At 67.8% G+C, this 19256-nt stretch carries 14 protein-coding genes; 8 read left to right on the top strand and 6 right to left on the bottom strand.

The genetic code is table 11. From position 1 onward, the window contains the following. The first annotated feature begins 84 nt into the window (after positions 1-84). Positions 85-1755 carry a lysine--tRNA ligase gene (locus GGR33_RS12670; protein ID WP_183505621.1) on the top strand — a complete coding sequence of 557 codons (1671 nt, stop codon included), beginning with the start codon at positions 85-87 and terminating at the stop codon, positions 1753-1755. A 397-nt stretch (positions 1756-2152) separates the two neighbouring features. Here GGR33_RS12670 and GGR33_RS12665 read toward each other — a convergent pair whose 3' ends face one another. After that, positions 2153-2707: a hypothetical protein gene (locus tag GGR33_RS12665; RefSeq protein WP_183505619.1), complete on the bottom strand. Its 555-nt coding sequence runs from the start codon at positions 2705-2707 to the stop codon at positions 2153-2155. A 146-nt stretch (positions 2708-2853) separates the two neighbouring features. Next, the gene (locus GGR33_RS12660) at positions 2854-3255 is read right to left on the bottom strand and encodes a ribosomal maturation YjgA family protein (protein ID WP_246413056.1); all 402 of its coding nucleotides are present in this window, start codon (positions 3253-3255) and stop codon (positions 2854-2856) included. Between the two features lie 1142 nt (positions 3256-4397). On the opposite strand from GGR33_RS12660, the gene prfB reads away from it, so the two are divergent. After that, a protein-coding gene (gene prfB / locus GGR33_RS12655; RefSeq protein ID WP_183505617.1) for a peptide chain release factor 2 occupies positions 4398-5526 on the top strand; the annotation gives its coding sequence in 2 pieces (ribosomal slippage) (positions 4398-4466 and positions 4468-5526; 1128 coding nt in all). Between the two features lie 81 nt (positions 5527-5607). Here the strand turns inward: prfB and GGR33_RS12650 are convergent. After that, positions 5608-6951 (bottom strand): M23 family metallopeptidase, encoded by a 1344-nt coding sequence (locus GGR33_RS12650; RefSeq protein ID WP_183506043.1) that lies wholly within the window; start codon positions 6949-6951, stop codon positions 5608-5610. A gap of 82 nt (positions 6952-7033) precedes the next feature. Further along, on the bottom strand, positions 7034-7501 hold the full coding sequence (locus GGR33_RS12645; protein WP_183506041.1) for a peroxiredoxin: 468 nt from the start codon (positions 7499-7501) through the stop codon (positions 7034-7036). Between the two features lie 143 nt (positions 7502-7644). Between GGR33_RS12645 and GGR33_RS12640 the strand changes: the two genes are divergently transcribed. Continuing rightward, complete coding sequence (locus tag GGR33_RS12640) at positions 7645-11145, top strand: YhdP family protein (RefSeq protein ID WP_183505615.1); 3501 nt, start codon at positions 7645-7647, stop codon at positions 11143-11145. A 117-nt stretch (positions 11146-11262) separates the two neighbouring features. Here GGR33_RS12640 and tyrS read toward each other — a convergent pair whose 3' ends face one another. After that, positions 11263-12540, bottom strand: a complete 1278-nt coding sequence (gene tyrS, locus GGR33_RS12635; RefSeq protein WP_183505613.1) for a tyrosine--tRNA ligase — start codon at positions 12538-12540, stop codon at positions 11263-11265. Positions 12541-12661: 121 nt separating this feature from the next. Here tyrS and GGR33_RS12630 point away from each other — a divergent pair, with 121 nt between their 5' ends. From GGR33_RS12630 to GGR33_RS12610, 5 genes are all read left to right on the top strand, one after another. Continuing rightward, positions 12662-13798, top strand: a complete 1137-nt coding sequence (locus GGR33_RS12630) for an anhydro-N-acetylmuramic acid kinase (RefSeq protein WP_183505611.1) — start codon at positions 12662-12664, stop codon at positions 13796-13798. Positions 13799-13863: 65 nt separating this feature from the next. After that, the gene (locus GGR33_RS12625; protein WP_210301987.1) at positions 13864-14835 is read left to right on the top strand and encodes a lysozyme inhibitor LprI family protein; all 972 of its coding nucleotides are present in this window, start codon (positions 13864-13866) and stop codon (positions 14833-14835) included. A gap of 72 nt (positions 14836-14907) precedes the next feature. Beyond that, positions 14908-16017 (top strand): chorismate synthase, encoded by a 1110-nt coding sequence (gene aroC, locus GGR33_RS12620; protein WP_183505607.1) that lies wholly within the window; start codon positions 14908-14910, stop codon positions 16015-16017. A 17-nt stretch (positions 16018-16034) separates the two neighbouring features. Further along, positions 16035-17114 (top strand): 3,4-dihydroxy-2-butanone-4-phosphate synthase, encoded by a 1080-nt coding sequence (gene ribB / locus GGR33_RS12615; RefSeq protein ID WP_183505605.1) that lies wholly within the window; start codon positions 16035-16037, stop codon positions 17112-17114. 175 nt (positions 17115-17289) lie between these two features. Beyond that, positions 17290-17958: an HAD-IA family hydrolase gene (locus GGR33_RS12610; protein ID WP_183505603.1), complete on the top strand. Its 669-nt coding sequence runs from the start codon at positions 17290-17292 to the stop codon at positions 17956-17958. 103 nt (positions 17959-18061) lie between these two features. Here the strand turns inward: GGR33_RS12610 and GGR33_RS12605 are convergent, their stop codons facing one another. Next, positions 18062-19249, bottom strand: coding sequence for a DUF1501 domain-containing protein (locus tag GGR33_RS12605; protein ID WP_183506039.1), 1188 nt, complete (start codon positions 19247-19249; stop codon positions 18062-18064). Positions 19250-19256 lie beyond the last annotated feature (7 nt).

Here is a 19256-nt window from a genome sequence, read left to right as displayed (position 1 = left end):
TGTCTGGCTCGCTCCGTAGGTAGACCGGCTCGATCACAGTTCCTCAGCGCTCTTCCGAGGGCGCTCCGCCAAGACCATATGGCCATGACCGCCCCGCTCGCTCTCGACCCTGACATTGTGGAGGCTGCCGCCACGGCGGCCGCGTGGCCCTTTGAAGAGGCGCGCAAGCTCGTCGCGCGGCTGGAGCGCAAGCCCAAATCCGAGGTGCTGTTCGAGACCGGCTACGGACCCTCGGGCCTGCCGCATATCGGCACGTTCGGCGAAGTCGCGCGCACCTCGATGGTGCGCCATGCCTTCCGCGTGCTGACGAACGACAGCGTGCCGACCCGGCTCATCGCCTTCTCTGACGACATGGACGGCCTGCGGAAGGTGCCGACCAACGTCCCTAACCAGAATCAGCTCACGTCCGCGCTGAACCTGCCGCTCACCAAGGTGCCCGACCCGTTCGGCACCCACGAGAGTTTTGGGCACCACAACAACGCCGAGCTGCGCCGCTTCCTCGACGCCTTCGGCTTCGACTACGAATTCCGTTCGGCGACAGAGTGCTACAAGGCCGGCCTCTTCGACGATGCGCTGCGCCTCGTGCTGGACCGCTACGAGGCGGTGATGGCGATCATGCTGCCGTCGCTGCGTGCCGAGCGCTCGGCCTCCTACTCGCCGTTCCTGCCGATCCACCCGGTCACCGGGCACGTCATGCAGGTGTCGATCGACGAGGTGAAGCCTGCCTCCGGCACCATCGTCTGGCGCGATCCGGCGACGGGCGAGGCCTACGAAACGCCCGTCACCGGCGGCCACGCCAAGCTGCAATGGAAGCCCGACTGGGCCATGCGCTGGGTGGCTTTGGGCATCGATTACGAGATGGCCGGCAAGGACCTGATCGACTCCGTGAAGCTCTCGGGCCAGATCGCCCGCGCGCTCGGCGCTGAGCCGCCGGAGGGCTTCAACTACGAGCTCTTCCTCGACGAGAACGGCCAGAAGATCTCGAAGTCCAAGGGCAACGGCCTGACCATCGACGAGTGGCTGACCTACGGCACCCCGGATTCGCTGGCCTTGTTCATGTACAACAAGCCCCGCGAGGCGAAGCGGCTCTTCTTCGACGTGATCCCGCGCAACGTCGACGAGTACGACAACTTCCTCGGCCGCTATCCGCGGCAGGATGCGAAGCTGCGCCTCGGCAACCCGGTCTGGCACCTGCATGCCGGGACTCCGCCGGCACCCGAGGCGATCGATGCCGCCGGCACGGTGCTGAGCTTCGCGATGCTGTTGAACCTCGTCTCGGTGGCCAATGCCGAGACGCCCGACGTGCTCTGGGGCTTCATCCGCCGCTATGCGCCCGATGTCGGGCCGCAGACGCATCCGCGGCTCGCCGCCCTCGTCGACCGGGCCCTGGCCTATTACCGCGATTTCGTGCGCCCGCAGAAACAATACCGCGCAGCCACGGAGGAGGAGAGGGCGGCGCTCGCCGACCTCTCGGAGACGCTGGGAGGGCACGAAGGCTCGGCCGATCCGGAGGCGCTGCAGGCGGTGGTCTACGAGGTCGGCCGCCGGCACTTCCCGGATCTCTCGGGCAAGTCGAAGAGCCCCGATGGCCGGCCCGGCGTCGCCAAGACCTGGTTCGCCTCGATCTACAACGTGCTGCTCGGGGAGGCGCAGGGACCGCGCTTCGGCTCGTTCATCGCGCTCTACGGCGTGGCGGAGACTCGGGCCTTGATCGGGCAGGCGCTGGAGGGCGCATTCGTCGGCACTGAGGCCTGAAAACGGGCCGCCTTCTCAGCCCGTTTCCGGCCGATCGATCCGTTCGGAAGACCGGATAAGTGGGACGGATGTCCCGCCTGTCCCAAGCCGTCCCACGGCCGGCAACGGCACTGCTTCGACTCGCATGGGCCGACGCCACCGAGAATCAGCTGGACAGCGCGCCGCTGATTTGCTAATATTCCTATATCGGAGGAATGCCGCGTCGGGCAAGCCTCGCGTGATGGGACCGGATTAGGCCCCGACTTGGCGCTTGCCGCCCCACGTCGCGGCGCTCAGGGAATCTTCGCGCGCCTACGAAGGCTGCATTGGGCGACGCATCGGCGTCGTCGCATGCGCCAGGAGCTTGGCCGCTCCCGCGGAAGCGTGTCGACGAGCGCCCCTTCAGGGGCGCTGACCTTCAAGCAACAGGCCGAAATCTTTTCTCGTGCAGAAGTCGCCCTTCATTGTGCGAGCGGCGCGACGTCGTACTCTTGGTTCTGGCCGACGCGTCGCCATTCCGATGATGCAGTTGGCCCGCTTCGTGGGGGCGGGGCGCGATGTCGGATACGCTTGTCGAAATCGTTTTCGTAGGGGCACCGATCGCCGTGGCGGGCGCCGCCTTCATCTTCGCGGCCTGGATCGGCAGGGGCATGAAGTCCGAGGCGTGAATCGGTGGAGAAGGCTGGCTCGCGCCGTCCTCGCTTCCGGCTGGCTCGGCCATCGCCGGCGCACCATCCTTTCCGGCCCCAGCCTGCGAAATCCTGTCGGCGGTCAGGACGACATCGTGCGCGATTTGGACGAGGTCCAGGGTGCGAGGCGGCGCACCGCCAACCAAAGCTGCGATCTCGATCTCGAACAGGCCCTCCCGCAGGAGGAAAGAGCAGATCTCAGGCGCCGCATCGGGCTGCTTCTCGAGCAGAACGATCAGTTTTCGCAAAATCTGACACGAAATATCATCGGGCGAATTCTGCATGTGCCTCACCTCCCGTCACGGCATGTGAGTGGGCGGATTCGGGCTAAATTGTATTCGCATGTGCGGATATTGATTTAGTCATCCACAGAATTTCCAACACTGTGCATAACTTGCCCTGAGAGCGGCGCTCGTTCAGCGCGAGAGTCTCAGGGATTGGCGATCCGGCGCAGGTGCCGATCGAGACAGGCCGCGACCCCGATGCCGCCGGCATAGGCGAGGATGTTCCAGCCCGAGAAGATCCGTCCGAGCAGGAGCTGGCCGGCGAGGGTCAGTCGGAACGCGTCGAGGCCGGGCGTGTGGTAGAGGCGAAGCCCTTCGACCGCGGTCGCGACTGCCAGTGCGACGGCGACCGCCATTCGCGTGCGCGCGCCTGCCATGAGGAAAGCGACGATCCCGTAGACCATCGCGCCCCAGAGCACGCTGCCGCCGTACTTCACCACGCCCGGTGACAGGCCGACCGGAATCACCCTCAGGGACGTTCCCAGTGCGATGACGGCGAATGTTGCGACGAGGAGCCCGAGCCGGCGACGGAGGAGGGGCGGCATCATTGCTCGCAAGTTTCGGCCGGTCCGGCGTGTTCGCCGGCGCCGGCGGTCTCGGCTCGAGGCGTCGACGCTCGGATACGGGGTCTTGCCACACCGGGCCTCACAACAGTGTCGGCTCCGACTGCGCGCAGTCCATCAGACCAGCCCGGATTCATCGCCTCGATCAACGGCCGCTTCCTGCGCCGCGAAGCCGCCTTGATCTGCTTCTCGCGCGCGATGGCCTCCGGCACGTCGGATAGTGATTGTGGCAAATCCTCCGTCACTGCAGCCGATTTACTTGAGATGCGTCGACACCAAGAGCTTTTGCCTAGGAAATATCACAATCTGAAATTGTTTCGAAGATGTATAAAATCCACCGGGCCCCTCGACAGTATCATATACTGCTCTGTTATCGAACAGGCGATCGTCGTCTGCGAAGCAGCCCATGCCTGTCGCCCACCGGCCGTCCCCGAGCCAGTCTATCGGTAGCGGTGTCGGTCGCCACGGTTCGTATGTGAGCCGAACGCCCTCCCTACTGCGGGGCGATAGGGTTACCGCCTGCAACCTGTCGAGACCGTCCTGCTCGAGCGACAGGGCAAAGTCACCATCCAAGCGAAATGCAAATCCTCCACATGTGTCGAGGTACTTCGAGCCGTAGCCCAGCAATGCGGTCGTGCGGATCCCGGCCGGTATTGTCGTGCGATAGTGGTTCGCGGCACTGCGCCAGAATGGATTTTCAGCCTTTAGGCTGAGCACCATGGCCCAAGTCGCAGCAAGACCTACCCCGGCCAATCCAAGAACCAAGGCCACAGAGAGAGCGAAGGACATAACCCAGCCACGCTGTATCATGGGCTCTCTGAGCAGGTTGCAAGCGACGTAACCGCAGATCGCCATACTGGACGTGACCGGCGGCCGAAGTTGAGCGGAAACAATCGCCAACTTCGTCTGCTATGCGGACAGCTCCGCACGATGGTTGTCCTTGAGGACGATCAAAAAACCACTCGCGTCATTGCGAGCGCAGCGAAGCAATCCAGGGCCACATCCTCAACGGTTCGTGCGTTGGCCCTGGATTGCTTCGCTGCGCTCGCAATAACGGCAGCGCCATTTACACCGCGCAGAGCCCCCGGTATCACCCCGGCCTTCACCGCACACGAGTTCACCCCAAGATGCGCGCCGAGATCGAGCAGAGCTCGGATGCCGCCAAGCAGTCTATAGGGCTGCTGAGGAGGCATCTTTGACTGGGATACCGTCGATAAACGTCTCGCGGAGCTGAACGCAGCCTCGGAGAGTCCCGAGCTGTGGAATGACGCCGAAGCCGCGCAAAAAGTCATGCGCGAACGGCAGCAGCTCGACGAGGCCGTCACTGCCATCCGCAAGCTGGAGCAGGCGCTCGAGGACGGCGCCACGCTGATCGAGCTCGGCGAGATGGAGGGCGACCAGGCCTCCATCACCGAGGGTGAGAACGCGATCCGCGCCGTCGAAAAGGAAGCGGCCGGCCGGCAGGTCGAGACGCTGCTCTCGGGGGAGGCCGACGCCTTCGACACCTATCTCGAAGTCCATGCCGGCGCTGGGGGCACCGAGAGCCAGGACTGGGCCAACATGCTTCAGCGCATGTATGGCCGCTGGGCCGAGCGCAAGAAGTTCAAGGTCGACATCGTCGAGATGACCGACGGCGAAGAGGCCGGGATCAAGGGCGCCACGCTCCTGATCAAGGGCCACAACGCCTATGGCCGTCTCAAGACCGAATCCGGCGTGCATCGCCTGGTGCGGATCTCGCCCTACGATTCCAACGCCCGCCGGCATACGAGCTTCGCGAGCGTCTGGGTCTATCCGGTGATCGACGATCGCATCGAGATCGAGATCAAGGAATCGGACTGCCGCATCGACACCTACCGCTCGTCCGGCGCCGGCGGTCAGCACGTCAACACCACGGATTCGGCCGTGCGCATCACGCACAACCCGACCGGCATCGTGGTGGCCTGTCAGCAGGAGCGCTCGCAGCACAAGAACCGGGCGACCGCCTGGAACATGCTGCGCGCCCGCCTCTACGAGGCCGAGCTGAAGAAGCGCGAGGAGAAGGCCAATGCGGAGGCCGCCTCCAAGACGGAGATCGGCTGGGGCCACCAGATCCGAAGCTACGTGCTGCAGCCCTATCAGCTCGTGAAGGACCTGCGCACCGGCACGCAATCGACCGACCCGGACGAGGTGCTCGACGGCGACATCGATCCGTTCATCGAGGCCTCTCTCGCGCAGCGGCTCTATGGGGCGACAGAGGTCGTCGAGGACATCGACTGATCCTCGTCGTCATTGCGAGCGTCAGCGAAGCAATGACGGCTGAAGGGCCGGCGCGAGGGGCCGAACCCGGGGTCTGAGCGCCTAACGGCCGGGCCCGAGCTTCTGCAACTGAGCCTTCGACCAGGCGATCCAGGAGTCGGAGGACAGCCCGTCCCGGTCCTGCGCATCCGCCGCCGGCTCGGCATCCGCGACCGTCTCGGCGAGGCTGGCGCCGGCCTTGAGGAAGCGCTGGGGGTCGACCGGCTCGCCGTCGATCCGAACCTCATAATGCAGATGGTTGCCTGTCGAGCGTCCCGTCGAGCCGACGCGGCCGATCACGGCTCCCGCCTCGACCCGCTGGCCGGGCGTCACCGAAAAACTCGCCAGATGCGCGTAGCGCGTCACCAGGCCGTGGCCGTGGTCGACCTCGACCATGTTGCCGTAGCCGCCATTGGGCTCGGCCACCGTCACGCGGCCCGCCGCCGTGGCGCGGGCCGGGGCGCCGTGCTCGGCGCGCATGTCGATCCCCGTATGCAGCGCCAGCCCGCGGGTGAAGGGATCGAGACGGGCGCCGAACGTGCTGGTGTAGACGGCGTCCTGGGCGAGCGGCTTGCGTAAGGGGAGGGTGGCGACCGTCCGTCGCAGCCGCTGCTCCTCGTCGCCGGAACGCTGCGCCTCCGCCAGGGCGCGATCGAAGGCATCGCCCGTCAGCGGAACCAGCGGGCCGCCGACGCCGCGCTCCGGCTTGTCGAAGCGGCTCGGATCGAGACCCGCCCGCGCGATCACGCTGCGAAGCCGTCCGATGGTGCGGGTGGTCGTGGCGGTGAGATCGCCAAGCACCTCCGACTGCCTCTCGGCCAGCTGGTCGAGCCGGCCGTTGAGGCGAGCGAGGCGAAGCCCGAGTCGACGCTCCGGCGCCTCGACCCGGTCGCCACCGCGCATGCGCAGGTCGAAGCTGCCGCCGGCATCGGATGGCTCCGGCGTGGGGAAGGGTTTTTGGGGCAGTTGCGCCGCGGGGGTCGGCTCCGTCGGCACTGTAAGGATCGAACCGGTGGTCTCGGGCTCCGGGGCACCGAGCGCCGCCAGAATGCCCTGGCGCCGCTCCATCAGCGCCTGCCGCTCGGCGAGCGCGCCGAGCCGGCTCTCGAAGCCCTCGCGGCTCCTGATCCGCTCCGAGACCGTCTGGTCGACCTGCGATTGCAGCGCGCCGAGCCGCTCCTGATAGGCGAGCTCGACGGTCCGGACCTGCGCGAAGAAGCGGCCGAGCGTCTCGTCGCGAAACACGATGTAGTAGGTCGTCGCGCCGGCCCAGACCGTGCTGGCGCAGAGCGCCACGGCCAGGGCGGGGGCGAGCCTGCTCCGGCGGGGCGCCGGGGTCTGGCCGAGACGATCGCGGCGCCGGGCCGCGCCGTCAGCTGGAGAGGTCGATGGTGAGATGGGACGCATCACGCCGAACGGTGAAGACAGGTGCCCCCATCACACATCGTCAAGGTTAAGGAACCGACAAAACGGCCCTGGCGCCACTGTCTCAGCCGAGGGCGCGGGTTGCCTCCAGCACCTCGTCGGCATGGCCGGGCACCTTCACCTTCGGCCAGATCCGCGCGATCTGGCCCTCGCCGTCGATCAGCACGGTGGTGCGCTCGACGCCCATGTACTTGCGCCCGTACATGCTCTTCTCGACCCAGACGCCGTAGGCCTCGAGCATGCCCTTGGCCTCGTCGGAGGCGAGCGGGAAGGTCAGCCCGTATTTCGCGCGGAACTTCTCGTGGCTCTTCACCGAATCAGGCGAGACGCCAACCACCGTCGCGCCGGCGGCGGCAAAGGCGTCGCCGAGCGCGTTGAAGCCCTGGGCCTCCAGGGTGCAGCCGCTGGTGTCGTCCTTCGGGTAGAAATACAGCACGACCTTGCGACCTTTCAGCCCGCCGAGTGCGATCGTCTCGCCTCCGGCGCCCGGCAAGGTGAAATCGGGGGCGTTTTGACCCTGTTCGAGCGGCATCATGCCTTCCTTTCGGCTGATTGATCGTGTCCCTCGGGGCATGCTCTCTGCAGAGTCGGCATGGCACCCGACCGGCGCATCAGACCCAAGGCATTCCGCTCGATTATCCCGGGCGCGTTGACCGATCCAGCGGCGAAGGATGAATGGACCAGGAAACGGCCCACTCGCTCCTCGAGGAAGCGGTGACCGGCAAAGCTGCGACCGGCAAGCCCGCACGAGGGCCTGAGACGCCGCCGGAACGGCCGCGCAAGGCGTCGGGCCGCGTCCGCCGCAGGTGCATGATCGGCGCCGTCCTGCTGGTCTTCCTGCTGGGCCTCGGCACGGGGCTCGCGGTGCTGCGGCTGTCACAGGGGCCGCTGCACATCGAGGGCATGTCCGAGCGCGTCGCTGCGGGGCTGGCCGGCAGCATCGGCCCCGGATGGCGGGTCGATCTCAAGGACAGCTCGCTGGAGCTCGATTCCGAGAACTCGCTGGCCCTGCGCGTCGCGGGGCTCGACGTGTTCAATCCGGACGGTGCGCTCGTCGTCAGCGCGCCGCTCGCCGTGGTCAGCATCGACACATGGGGGCTGATGAAGTTCTCGGTGCAGCCGCGCTCCATCGAGTTCCGCGACCTGCGGATGACGGCCCTCGTGCATCGCGACGGCTCGATCGCCTTCGCCGCCTCCTCGCCGACCGAGACGGCGGCGGTGAAGCCCCATACCCTGCCGAGCGTGGACCCGGCCCGCGGCACCGTCTCGCCGGTCTCGGCCGCCGTCGCATCGATCTTCGGCGTGGTGCTCGATTCCGCCGGAGTCGTCGGGGCCCTCGATCGGGCCAAGATCACCAATGGACGCCTGACGCTGATCGACGACGACGCCCGCGAGCGGGCAGTGTTCGAGCGCGTCAACGGGCTCTTTCGCCGCGATGCCACGCGCGACGCCCGCATCTTCGAATTGCGCATCGACGGCCCGCACGGCGAGTGGCGCTTCGGCGGCGACGTCCACGAGGAAGGCGGCGGCCGGCGCTCGGGCACCATCACCCTCGACGACCTGCCGGTCACCGACATGCTGCTGCTCGGCGGCATGTCCAAGCTGCCGGTCGAGACCGACCTGAAGGTCTCGGGCTCCGCCGACGTGGCGATCAATGCCGGGCGCATCGAGTCGATGAAGGTCGGCGTGCATTCCAGCGCCGGCAACCTGCTGATCGAGGAGAAGGACTTCAACCCGGTCACCATCGAGACGCTGAACGCGGCGGCGAGCTGGGACGAAGCCAACCGGGCCCTGAAGCTCGACTCGCTGGACTATGCCGGCGCCGGAAACAGCGTCCAGTTGCAGGGGGCCTTCGCACAGAGCCCGAACGGCGCGCCCACCGATTGGACCCTCAGCTTCGGCGGCAGCAACGCCGTCCTGCGGGGCGCGACCCCTGCGGACGCCCCCGTGAAGGTCGCCGAGATCAAGGGGCACCTGACCGGCCGCGAGGGCGGCATCAGCATCGACGAGTTTTCGATGCGCGGCGAGAAGCTCAACGGCACCATCACTGGCACCATCGGCACGAGCCGCGACGACGACGGCGTCACGCTGCGGATCAAGGCCGACCATACCGAGGGGCGCCTCGCTCTCCGGCTCTGGCCCGAGCACGTGGCGCCGGCCGTGCGCTACTATCTCGTCGATTATCTGGTCGGCGGCCAGGTCGACGCGACCGAGATCGTGGTGGATCTGAGCGGTGCCGAGATGGCATCCGCGCTGCAGGGCGCGCCCCTGCCGGACAAGTCCCTGCATGTCGACGTCGCGGTCTCGGGGGCAGGCCTCACGGTGTCGCGCGACGCGCCGCCGATCGGTCATGCCCGGCTGACGGGCGTGATTACCGGCCGCTCGACCACCATCAACGGGGCCAGCGCGGATATCCGCCTCGCCGACAACCGCACGCTCGGCATCAGCGACGGGTCGTTCACCGTCCGCGACCCTCAGCCGGGCAACGTGCTCGCGCAGATCGGCCTGCGGCTCGGCGGAGGCGCCGATGCGATCGCCGCCCTGCTCCAGACCAAGATGTTCAAAGGCCTCTCCGGCACCGATTTCGACCCGGCCAACATCAAGGGCCGCGCCGACCTGCGCATCGACTTCCCGCTGAACCTCAAACACGTGCCGGACATCGCCGACATCCCGGTCACGCTGAACGGCGCCCTGACCGACCTGACCGTCGACAAGGCGTTCGGCAAGGAGCGCTTCGAGCAGGGCCGCTTCGCCCTGAACTACGACCGCAGCGGCTTCACCATGAAGGGCGACGGCCGGGTGCTCGGCGCGCCGCTGACGATCGACCTGCGGCAGCCCAAGCCCGGCGCGCCTGGCGAGGCGCTGGTCTCGCTCGTCCTCGACGAGACCTTGCGCGCCAAGAAGGGTTTCCCGGTGGCGCCCCAGCTCAGCGGGCCGATCCCAGCGCGGCTCACCGTGCCGATCGGCCGGCCGGGCCCGGGCAAGCCGCCGATCCGGGTCGAAGCCGACCTCACCAAGGCCGGCATCGAAGGCCTGCTGCCGGGCTGGTCGAAGGCCGCCGGCAAGCCGGGCAAGCTCGCCTTCACCCTGGCCGAGAACCAGAGCGGCGGCTCCGACCTGCGCGACATCGTCCTCGACGCCTCCCCCGCACTCGCTCGCGGCAGCGCGGCCATCACCGCCGACGGCGGCTTCGACCGGGCTGAGATCTCTAGCCTCAAGCTCTCGCCGGGCGACGACATGCGCGTCTCCGTCGATCATTCCAGCGGCGTCTATAGGGTCGCGGTGAAGGGCCAGGTGGCCGATGCGCGGCCGTTCCTGAAGACGCTGACCAGCCCGGATTCGAAGAAGGGCAAGGACAAGGACGGCAAGGACGTCGAGGCCGACATCGCCCTCAATATCCTGACGGGATACAACGGCGAGGTACTGACCAACGCGAACCTCAAGCTCACCATGCGCGACGGCGACATCCGCAACGCGCAGGTCAAGGGCCGGTTCGGCAGCGCTCCGTTGACCGCGAGCATCAAGCCCGAGCGAGGACAGCCGCTGCTTCAAGTCGAGTCCGACGATTCGGGCGCGACGCTCCGCTTCTTCGACGTCTACAAGCGCATGTATGGCGGCAAGCTCGACCTGAGCCTGTTCCTGAACGACGGGCCGCAGGCGGGCGGCGTCAAGGTCAAGAACTTCGTCTTGCGCGACGAGCCCGCCCTGTCGCGGATCATGGCGTCGAGCCCGGCCGCGGGCGATGCCGTCGATGCCCGCGGGCGCCGTGTCGCGGCGGCGAGCGACGTCGGCTTCGACCGGATGCGCGCGAATTTCCAGCGCAGCGGTGCCCGCATCAGCTTCTCCGATGCCGTGATCTCCAACGCCGCCATGGGCTTCACCATGGGCGGCTGGCTCGACACGGCCAAGGAGCGCACCCAGATCGATGGCACCTTCGTGCCGCTCTACGCCCTCAACAACGTGGTGGCCCACGTGCCGATCGTCGGCCCGCTGCTCGCCGGCGACCGCAACGAGGGCCTGTTCGGCGTGAACTTCGCGGTCTCCGGCGCGATCGCCAAGCCGACGGTGAGCGTCAATCCGCTCTCGGCCGTCGCGCCGGGCTTCCTGCGCCAGCTCTTCGGCGCGGGGAGAGGCGGGGGCTCGGACGCGTCGGCCAACGGGCTGCCGGAGCGCTGACGTTCGAACGCTTTGCCGTCATTGCGAGCGTAGCGAAGCAATCCAGGGCCAACGCGCTGACGTTTGCGGATGTGGCTCTGGATTGCTTCGCTACGCTCGCAATGACGGCGGAAGCGATCAGCCCTTCTTCAACAGCACGTGCTTCTTCTTGCCGAAGGAGAGTTTGATCACGCCGTCGGACGTGAGGTCCGCCGTGCGGAGCACCGAGCGTTCGTCGCTGATCTGAGCGTCGTTGACGCGCAGGCCGCCGCTCTTGATCTGCCGGCGCGCCTCGCTTGTCGACGGCACCAGCTTGGCGAATTCCGGTCCGAAGGCCGTGAGCACGCCGATGCCGGCATCGAGCAGATCGGCCGAGACGGTGACGGTAGGCAGATCCGCCGCGACACTGCCCTCGACGAAGGTTTTCCGGGCCGTCTCGGCGGCGGCCTCGGCGGCCTCGCGGCCATGCATCAGCGCGGTGGCTTCGGTGGCGAGCGTCTTCTTCGCCTCGTTGATCTCGGCGCCGCCGAGTGCGGCGAGCCGGGCGATCTCGTCCATCGGCAGCAGCGTGAACAGCTTGAGGAAGCGGCCGACATCGGCATCCTCGGTGTTCCGCCAGAACTGCCAGTAATCGTAAGGCGACAGCATCTCGGCATCGAGCCAGACGGCGCCGGCGGCGGTCTTGCCCATCTTGGCGCCGGAGGCCGTGGTGAGCAGCGGGCAGGTCAGGGCGTAGAGCTGCTTCGTGCCCATGCGGCGCCCGAGGTCGAGCCCCATGACGATGTTGCCCCACTGGTCCGAGCCGCCCATCTGCAGGACACAACCGTAGCGCCGGTTCAGCTCCACGAAGTCGTAGGACTGGAGGATCATGTAGTTGAACTCCAGGAACGACAGCTCCTGGTCGCGCTCCAGGCGCATGCGCACGCTGTCCATCGACAGCATGCGGTTCACCGAGAAATGCCGGCCGATGTCGCGCAGCATCTCGATGTAGTTGAGCTTCGTCAGCCACTCGGCATTGTCGACCATCAGCGCCTCGCCCGGGCCGTCGCCGAAGGTCAGGAACTTGGCGAAGGTCTTGCCGATGCCGCGCTTGTTCTCCTCGATCTGCTCGATCGTCAGGATCTTGCGGGTCTCGTCACGGCCCGACGGGTCGCCGACGCGGGTCGTGCCGCCGCCCATCAGCGCGATCGGCTTGCCCGCCCCGGTCGCCTGCAGCCAGTGCAGCATCATGATCGAGAGCAGGTGGCCGATATGCAGCGAGCCCGCGGTGCAATCGTAGCCGACATAGGTGGTCAGCCGGCCCTCGGCCGCGGCCGTATCGATCCCTTCGAGATCGGAGGTCTGGTGGATATAGCCGCGCTCGGTCAGCACCCGCAGGAAGTCGGATTTCGGCGAGAAGCTCTCGGCGGCACTCATATCGGATCGGTCTCGGGTTGGGGGTGGCGCGACAGGATCGCCGCCAGCATGCTAGCTCCCCGCATCGGGGATGGGCCGGCTCTTAACAGGGCAGCCGGCGAAAGGCACGGGGCGTGAGGGCATGACGATGAAGCGCGCGATCGGCCTGATGAGCGGCACCTCGCTGGACGGGGTCGACGTCGCACTGATCGAGACCGACGGCGAGGCGGTCCACGTCGTCAAGAGCCGCAACAACTTCCTCGAGCCCCTCGGGCCGACCGGATACCGCGGCTACGAGGAGGAGGAGCGCACGCTGCTGCGCGCCGCCACCAAGGATGCCGAGAGCGTCGTGCTGCCCACCGACCGGCCCGGCCGCTTGCCGGAGGCGGAGGCGTTCGTCACCCGCGCCCATGCCGAGGCGGTGGAGCGCTTTCTCGCCGACAACGGCCTGACGCCCGCCGACATCGAGGTGGTCGGCTTCCACGGCCAGACCGTGATCCACCGTCCGCAGCACCGCATCTCGATCCAGATCGGCGACGGACAGGCGCTCGCCGACCGGCTCGGCATCCCCGTGGTCTCGGACCTGCGCCGCGCCGATATCGAGGCGGGCGGGCAGGGGGCTCCGCTGGTACCTATCTTCCACAAGGCGCTGGCCGAGGCCGCCGGCTTCGCAGGGCCGTTCGGCATCCTCAATATCGGCGGCGTCGCCAATGCCACGCTGATCGATTCAGGGGGCGGCGTCGTCGCCTTCGATACCGGGCCGGGCAATTCGCTGATCGACGAGTGGATGCAGGAGCGCGAGGGCAAGAACCTCGACGATGGCGGCCGCACCGCCGCCCGCGGCCGGCCGGACGACCAGCTTCTGGCCTGGCTGCTCCAGCACCCGTTTTTCGCGCGCAAGCCGCCGAAATCCCTCGACCGGAACTGGTTCTCGCACAAGCTCGCCGGCCAGCTCTCCACCGAGGACGGCGCCGCGACGCTGACCGCCTTCACCGCGCGCGCCGTGCTGCTCGCCCTCGACCACGCGCCGGAGCGGCCGACGCGCTGGGTCGTCGCCGGGGGCGGCGCCAAGAACGGCGAGCTGATGCGGCTGCTGAATTCCCTGCTCGATGCCGAGATTCTTATGGCCGACACGATCGGCTGGTCTTCGGCCTTCCTGGAAGCCCAGGCCTTCGCCTATCTCGCCATGCGCTCGCTGAAGGGCCTGCCGATCACCTTCCCGAGCACCACCGGCGTCGGCGAGGCGATCTCCGGCGGCGTGCTGGCCCGTCCGCGCTGAAACGACCTCGCCCGGCTTCGCCGCAAAGGCTACGCTTCACCTCCGATCGGACGAGAATCGCCAGAATGAGATTGCAGCTTCGCACGTGTGTCGCCGCTCTCGGGCTCGTGCTCATGGGCGGTGCGCCCGCCATGGCCTTCGACTGTGCCAAGGCCGGCACGCCAATGGAAAAGGCGATTTGCGCCGATCCCGTCGCCAAGGCTTCCGACGATGCCATGGAATCGGCTTTCAACACCCTGCGCGCCGGCCTCAGTGGGCCGCAGAAACAGGCGGCGCTCGACGACCAGCGCGCCTGGCTGAAGCAGCGCAACGAGAATTGCGGGAAGGAGAAGACGCCCGCCTCCTGCGCCGCGGATTCGAACGGTGCGCGCACGGGCGTCCTCACGGCGCGGCCGGAATCCGGTCCCGGACCGAAGAGCCGCCTGATCCCGTATTTCGTTCGCCAGACGGGAAGCCGCGACAAGGTCGACGTCGACGTGCAGCTCTACAAATTCGCCGATCCGGCCACGCCCGGTGAGCGGCTCCTCAACGCCCGCGCCGACGAGACGGCTGCCAAGATCGACCTGAAGAAGGACGAGCCGGACGACCGGAGCTGGAGCCACGAGGAGAACTGGTCGATCTCCTACGCCTCGCCCGACTTCATCTCGATCTGGTCCACCGGCTACGATTACAGCGGGGGCGCCCATGGCGGTGCCAGCGGCACGGGCATCCACGTCGACCTGCGCACGGGCCGTATCGTCGCCTTTTCGGACCTGTTCGACGCGAAGGCTCATGCCGAGATCGACAAACGCTGCGTCAAACAGATCAAGGCCGAGAAGGTCGAGCGCGGCGCCGGGGACGATGCCGACGATCCCGATCTCGCCAAGAAGGTCTCAGAGATCGTGAAGGATCTCGCCAACTGGTCGTTCAAGGAGCAGCAGGCCTCGGTCTATTTCGGGCAGTATTCGGTCGGTCCCTACGCCGAGGGCGTCTATGGCTGCGACCTGCCGATCAACGACCTGAACAAGCTGTCCAAGGTGCCGCTGCCGCCGCGCTGAACGGCGGCGCAGTCGCGCCATGCACCATCGTGTTTGTGCGTCCTCGCCTGCCGCGCTAGAGCGGGCGCCACGATGTCCCACAACACGTTCGGCCACCTGTTTCGCGTCACGACCTTCGGCGAGAGCCACGGGGTCGCCCTCGGCTGCGTGGTCGATGGCTGCCCGCCCGGTCTCGCGATCGAGGCGGAGGAGATCCAGGCCGAGCTCGATCGCCGCAAGCCGGGCCAGTCGCGCTTCACCACCCAGCGCCGCGAGCCCGACCAGGTGAAGATCCTGTCCGGCGTCTTCTCCGATGATCGCACCGGAGGCCGCCAGCTCACCACTGGCACGCCGATCGCCCTCGTCATCGAAAACACCGACCAGCGCTCGAAGGATTATTCGGAGATCCGCGACAGCTACCGTCCGGGCCATGCCGACTACGCCTACGACGCCAAGTACGGTTTTCGCGATTATCGCGGCGGCGGGCGCTCCTCAGCCCGCGAGACGGCGGCCCGCGTCGCCGCCGGCGCCATCGCCCGCAAGGTGCTGCCGGGCGTGACCATCCGCGCCGCCCTCGTGCAGATGGGCCCGCACGCCATCGACCGGGCGAACTGGGACTGGGAGCAGGTCGGGCAGAACCCCTTCTTCTGCCCCGACGCCAAGGCGGCCGCCTTCTACGAGACTTACCTGGACGAGATCCGGAAGGACGGCTCGTCGATCGGCGCGGTGATCGAGGTGGTGGCCGAAGGCGTGCCCGTCGGCCTCGGTGCCCCGGTCTACGGCAAGCTCGATGCCGACCTCGCGGCGGCGATGATGTCGATCAATGCGGTGAAGGGCGTCGAGATCGGCGACGGCTTCGCCGCAGCGGCGCTCCGTGGCGAGGAGAATGCCGACGAGATGCGCTCGGGCAATGCCGGCGCGCCAACCTTCCTCGCCAACCATGCCGGCGGCATCCTGGGCGGCATCTCCACGGGACAGCCGGTCATCTGCCGCTTCGCGGTGAAGCCGACCTCCTCGATCCTGACCCCGCGCAACACCGTCACCCGCGAAAACCGCGACGTCGAGATCGTCACCAAGGGCCGCCACGACCCCTGCGTCGGCATCCGCGCCGTGCCGGTGGCGGAGGCCATGATGGCGTGTGTGCTGGCCGATCACTATCTGCGCCATCGGGGGCAGGTCGGCGAACCCGTCCGCGGCGCCTGAAACACCGGAAGTTCAACGTGACCCACCATTCCCGCGTCTCCGAGGCCGTCGAGGCCTTCGCCCGTGGCGAGATCGTCGTCGTCACCGATGACGACGACCGCGAGAACGAGGGCGACCTCGTCGTCGCAGCCTCGCTCTGCACCCCGGAGAAGATGGCCTTCATCATCCGCAACACCTGCGGCATCGTCTGCGCGCCGGTGACGCTGGAGGAGGCCCGCCGGCTCAACCTCGCGCCGATGGTCGCCTCGAACGATGCGCCGCTCGGCACCGCCTTCACCGTCACCGTCGACGTGAAGCACGGGCTCACCACCGGCATTTCCGCCGAGCAGCGCTGCAACACGGTGCGCGCGCTGGCCAACGGCAACATGGGCGCGGCCGATTTCGTGCGCCCCGGCCACGTCTTCCCGCTCATCGCCCGCGACGGCGGCGTGCTGATGCGCTCCGGCCATACCGAAGCGGCCGTCGACCTCTGCAAGCTCGCCGACCTGCCGCCGGTCGGCGTGATCTGCGAGCTCGCCAACGACGACGGCACCGTAATGAAGGGGCCGCAGATCGACGCCTTCGCCGAGACGCACAACCTGAAGCGCGTCTCCGTCGCCGAGATGATCGCCTACCGCCAGGCGCGCGACCGGCTGGTGGAGCGCGTCGGCAGCTTCCCGGTGAAGACCCAGCACGGCGCGATGACCGGCTACGCCTATGTCACGCCCTTCGAGACGATCCAGCAATTCGCCTTCGTCCACGGTGAGATCGGCGACGGACGCGACGTGCTGGTGCGCCTGCACCGCTCCAACGTCGTCGCCGACGTGATCGAGGGCGGCGGCCAGATCGACTGCGTGATGCGCCGCTTCGCCCGCGAGGGCAGGGGCGTGCTCGTCTATCTGCGCGATGGCACCGCCGGCGTGCCGCTCTCGCGCTATGCGGACGAGGGCGCGGAGGCCCAGCGCGTGCGTCAATGGCGCGAGGTCGGCCTCGGCGCGCAGATCCTGCGCGATCTCGGCGTCCACTCGATCCGCAACCTCTCGGCCTCTTCGCGCGCCTATGTCGGACTGTCCGGCTTCGGCATCGAGCATCTGGGCGACGAGCCGCTGGAGGGGTGACAGGGCAAAACCCTCCCCCCTCTGCGGGGGAGGGTGCCTCGCGGATGCGAGGCGGGAGAGGGGAACGCCTTCTCCGGAAATGCCTCTCTCCTCTCCCGACCCGCTCCGCGGGCCACCCTCTCCCGCAGAGGGGAGAGGGATTGCGGCGCGCTCTTCGAATAACTGGAAAACTCCCATGACCGAACGCCCTTTGTTCCCAGGGCGCGCCTTCGCCGCGTTCCTGTTCGACATGGACGGGACGATCCTGACCTCGATAGCCTCGGCCGAACGGGTCTGGTCGCTCTGGGCGGAACGGCACGGTCTCGACGTCGCAACCTTCCTGCCGACGATCCACGGCGTGCGCACGGTGGAGACCATCGCCCGGCTCGGCCTCCCCGGCGTCGATCCGGTGGCCGAAGCCGACGCGATCATGCGGGCCGAGATGGAGGACGTCTCGGACATCACGCCGATCGCGGGAGCGGCGGCCTTCCTCGCCGCCCTGCCGCGCGAGCGCTGGGCCATCGTCACCTCGGCACCGCGCCTGCTGGCCGAGCGGCGCATCGCAGCAGCCGGCCTGCCGCTGCCCCCTCTGATGATCGCCGCGGAGGATGTGGAGTTCGGCAAGCCGGCGCCGGATTGCTTCCTTCTCGGCGCGCAAAAGCTCGGCGTGGCGGCGCGGGATTGCCTCGTCTTCGAAGATTCACCGGCTGGCCTCGCGGCTGCCGATGCCGCGGAAGCCGCCGCGCTGGTGGTCACGGCGACGCATAGCCATCCACTGGCGAGCGGCCACCCGAAGCAGCGGGACTACGAGCGCCTGACCGTGCGCGCGACGGCCGAAGGTCTCGAGGTTTTCGAGCGACCCTGACCGTCATTGCGAGGCGAAGCCGAAGCAATCCAGAGCCACACCCGCAGACGTCGGCCCATTGGCCCTGGATTGCTTCGCTGTGCTCGCGATGACGGCAGAGCAGTCAGATCAGCGCCAGGTCCGTCGGGTCCACGCTCGGAAACACCCGCCTAAGGGCCGTCTGGTCGAGCCCGTAAAGCCGCTGAAACAGCCCGGCGAGCAGCGTGCGGTAGTCGGTGAGCACCGGATAATCCCGGTTCTGGAAGAGGTGGGCCTCGTCGGCCTTCACCTGCGGGCCGGCGATGCGGCCGCCCTTGAGGCCGCCGCCGAGCACCCAGTAGACGCTGCCGTGGCCGTGATCGGTGCCGCGGTTGCCGTTCTCGCGAAACGTGCGGCCGAACTCGGAGAGCACGACCACGACGGTATCGTTCCAGGCGGGTCCGATCTCCTGCCCGAAGCCCGCGAGCCCGCGGCCGAGCTCACCAATCCGATCGGCGAGGTAGCCGGTGCCGGCGCCCTGGTTCACGTGGGTGTCCCAGCCGCCGACATCGACGAAGCCGAGGTTGAACTGGTCGCGCATCAGATGGCCGATACGGCGTGCGGAGAGCTCGAATCCCTTCGGCGACACTGCGCCGCGATCGGCCTGCTCCTGGTGCTCGGAGATGGAGTGATAGACCTCGTCGCGCACACGAAATCCCTCGCTGACCGAGGAGGCCAGCGGCGTCGCCTGGTACATCGCGGTGATGAGCCGGGCCTGCCGGTCGTCGATGCCGGGCTTGCCGACGCGGGCGATGGCAATGTTCGGCACCGTGTCGCCCCCGCGAAAAATCAGCGGCATCTGCTCGGCGAAGGCGATGGGGCGTACGCGTGTCAGCTCCGCCGCGAGCCGCGCCATGAAGCCGGAATTGTAGTCGCGTCCGCTGCCGACGGTCTGGCCGAGCTCGATCGTGTCCTGCGTCTCGAAATGGCTGCGGGTGAGGTCGTCCGTGCCGGCGAAGGGCACGAAGGCGGCCTGCCCCTTGGCGAAGAGCGGCAGGATGGTGTCGCGCAGGCTCGGATGCAGGCTCCAATCGGCATCGAGCGGCAGGGCGGCGGCAGGGTTGTTCGGATCGGGCCGCGCCACGGCGAGGTTCGGACGGGAGCGATAGTAGAACTCGCTGCCGGTCGGGATCACCACGTTGGCCGCATCGTAGGCGCCGCGCAGGAAGACGACGAGGAGTCGCGCATCGGCCTTCGGCGCGGCCCAGACACGCCCGGCCACCGTGGAGAGCCCCAGCGCCAGGGACGCCCGGATGAGATCGCGACGGTCCATGGCGAGA

It is taken from the genome of Methylobacterium brachythecii, from assembly GCF_014196345.1.
Classification (GTDB): domain Bacteria; phylum Pseudomonadota; class Alphaproteobacteria; order Rhizobiales; family Beijerinckiaceae; genus Methylobacterium; species Methylobacterium brachythecii.
This window is presented reverse-complemented; position numbering and strand designations above follow the sequence as displayed.

What these genes read in the sequence shown, in the direction of transcription:
- GGR33_RS12670 (WP_183505621.1), top strand. Translation starts at nt 85, where the DNA reads ATGACCGCCCCGCTCGCTCTCGACCCTGACATTGTGGAGGCTGCCGCC.
- GGR33_RS12665 (WP_183505619.1), bottom strand. Translation starts at nt 2,707, where the DNA reads ATGCAGAATTCGCCCGATGATATTTCGTGTCAGATTTTGCGAAAACTG.
- GGR33_RS12660 (WP_246413056.1), bottom strand. Translation starts at nt 3,255, where the DNA reads ATGATGCCGCCCCTCCTCCGTCGCCGGCTCGGGCTCCTCGTCGCAACA.
- GGR33_RS12650 (WP_183506043.1), bottom strand. Translation starts at nt 6,951, where the DNA reads ATGCGTCCCATCTCACCATCGACCTCTCCAGCTGACGGCGCGGCCCGG.
- GGR33_RS12645 (WP_183506041.1), bottom strand. Translation starts at nt 7,501, where the DNA reads ATGCCGCTCGAACAGGGTCAAAACGCCCCCGATTTCACCTTGCCGGGC.
- GGR33_RS12640 (WP_183505615.1), top strand. Translation starts at nt 7,645, where the DNA reads ATGGACCAGGAAACGGCCCACTCGCTCCTCGAGGAAGCGGTGACCGGC.
- tyrS (WP_183505613.1), bottom strand. Translation starts at nt 12,540, where the DNA reads ATGAGTGCCGCCGAGAGCTTCTCGCCGAAATCCGACTTCCTGCGGGTG.
- GGR33_RS12630 (WP_183505611.1), top strand. Translation starts at nt 12,662, where the DNA reads ATGACGATGAAGCGCGCGATCGGCCTGATGAGCGGCACCTCGCTGGAC.
- GGR33_RS12625 (WP_210301987.1), top strand. Translation starts at nt 13,864, where the DNA reads ATGAGATTGCAGCTTCGCACGTGTGTCGCCGCTCTCGGGCTCGTGCTC.
- aroC (WP_183505607.1), top strand. Translation starts at nt 14,908, where the DNA reads ATGTCCCACAACACGTTCGGCCACCTGTTTCGCGTCACGACCTTCGGC.
- GGR33_RS12610 (WP_183505603.1), top strand. Translation starts at nt 17,290, where the DNA reads ATGACCGAACGCCCTTTGTTCCCAGGGCGCGCCTTCGCCGCGTTCCTG.
- GGR33_RS12605 (WP_183506039.1), bottom strand. Translation starts at nt 19,249, where the DNA reads ATGGACCGTCGCGATCTCATCCGGGCGTCCCTGGCGCTGGGGCTCTCC.